The organism is Candidatus Nitrosopumilus sp. (genome assembly GCF_029882185.1).
Lineage (GTDB): Archaea > Thermoproteota > Nitrososphaeria > Nitrososphaerales > Nitrosopumilaceae > Nitrosopumilus.
The window spans coordinates 1-1,585 of record NZ_JAOULD010000101.1; the positions used below are offsets into that span (position 1 = coordinate 1).

Below are 1,585 nucleotides of genomic sequence, written 5' to 3' on the forward strand. Positions count from 1 at the left end.
TACTAGATTTAGCTACGCTTCGGTTCCAATGGACGAATCACTTGCTGAAGCTTCAATTGATTTAGTGAAACGCCCATTTTCAAAATTGACTTTATCTATCAAAAGAAACAAAATTGAAGACGTATCAAAAGAAGATCTTGAACACTTTTTCCAATCTTTGCTACAAAATCTGAATAGTTGCATTCACCTTACTGTAAAGTATGGAGATAACGATCACCACAAAGTTGAAGCTGCCATCAAATCACTTGCGGTAGCATTAAGAAATGCATCAACACTGGATAAAAAACAAAAAGGAATCCCAAGTACAAAAGGTTCAATGTAATGACTAGTGTTGCAATTTTTGATTATGGCGCTGGAAATATTTTCAGCCTAAAAAATTCTCTTGAAAGAATAGGTGCCACAGTTGATGTGATTACTACCTTTGACAATCCTAACGTATATTCTGGATTGCTACTTCCAGGTGTTGGTAACTTTGATCCTGCCATGAATAGTGTTAGAAATTATTCAAAAACTGAGTTTAGAGATTATGTTGGTAGTATGCCTGTTCTCGGAATTTGTCTTGGAATGGAAATGTTTTTTGAAAAAAGTGAAGAAGGAAAAGAAAAGGGTTTGGATGTAATTGACGGCGAAGTGATTGTTCTTCCACCATCTATGAAAGTTCCACACATGGGATGGAATGATCTTGAAATTAAAAAACCTGGAAAAATACTTGAGGGTGTCAAAGATGGTTCTTGGGCTTATTTTGTTCATTCGTATAGAGTAAAGCCCAAGTCTGATGATGTAATTACTGCAGAATCTGACTATGGAATTAAAGTTCCAGCAGTTGTTGAACATGAAAATTTTTTTGGGACACAATTTCATCCTGAAAAATCTAGCACTGTTGGAAAAATCATGCTAGAAAATTTCCTCAAAGAGTGTAAAAAATGAAAATAATTCCTGCAATTGATCTAATGAATGGGCAAGTTGTTAGATTGTACAAAGGTGATCCTAACCAAAAGACAATATACAGCAACGATCCTGTAGATGTTGCAAAAAAATGGGAGTCTGCAGGAGCTGATATCCTTCATTTAGTGGATTTGGATGCTACCTTAGGGATTGGCTCCAATATTGAAATTATTAAAAAAATCCTTCATTCCATATCGATTCCAGCTGAAGTTGCTGGCGGCTTACGAGATAAATCATTGGTATTGGAAATGTCAGAACTATCAAAACGAATAGTGTTGGGAACATTGGCATTCAAAGATAAACCTCTTTTAAAATCACTATTGTCTGAATTAGGATCAGAAAAAATAGTAATTTCTGTTGATCATAAAGATGGAGAAATTGTAATTCATGGTTGGCAAAAAGGGACTGGATCTAAATTGATTCCATCAATTAAAGAGTTTCTTGAAATGGGATTCACCGAATTCTTGTTAACTAACGTCAGTCGTGATGGCACATTAGAAGGACCTGATTTAGAATTTCTAGAACAAGCATGTAATTTACCAAATACAAATATCATTGCAAGCGGAGGAATCTCAAACATCAATGATGTTGCAGATGTAAAAGAAAAAAATGCATTTGGAGTAATACTTGGAAAAGCACT

Annotated in this window: 2 protein-coding genes and 1 pseudogene; all 3 read left to right on the plus strand. The window is 34.8% G+C overall.

Annotated features, from left to right (window positions below; all coding sequences use genetic code 11):
* Positions 1-322 (plus strand): annotated as a pseudogene (locus OEW78_RS10545) (imidazoleglycerol-phosphate dehydratase); the annotation flags it as partial.
* The gene (gene hisH / locus OEW78_RS10550; RefSeq protein ID WP_300327245.1) at positions 322-927 is read left to right on the plus strand and encodes an imidazole glycerol phosphate synthase subunit HisH; all 606 of its coding nucleotides are present in this window, start codon (positions 322-324) and stop codon (positions 925-927) included. The pseudogene OEW78_RS10545 and the gene hisH, both read left to right, overlap by 1 nt.
* On the plus strand, positions 924-1,585 hold a 662-nt coding region (locus OEW78_RS10555; RefSeq protein ID WP_300327246.1), incomplete at its 3' end, for a 1-(5-phosphoribosyl)-5-[(5-phosphoribosylamino)methylideneamino] imidazole-4-carboxamide isomerase. The genes hisH and OEW78_RS10555, both read left to right, overlap by 4 nt.

What these genes read in the sequence shown, in the direction of transcription:
- hisH (WP_300327245.1), top strand. Translation starts at nt 322, where the DNA reads ATGACTAGTGTTGCAATTTTTGATTATGGCGCTGGAAATATTTTCAGC.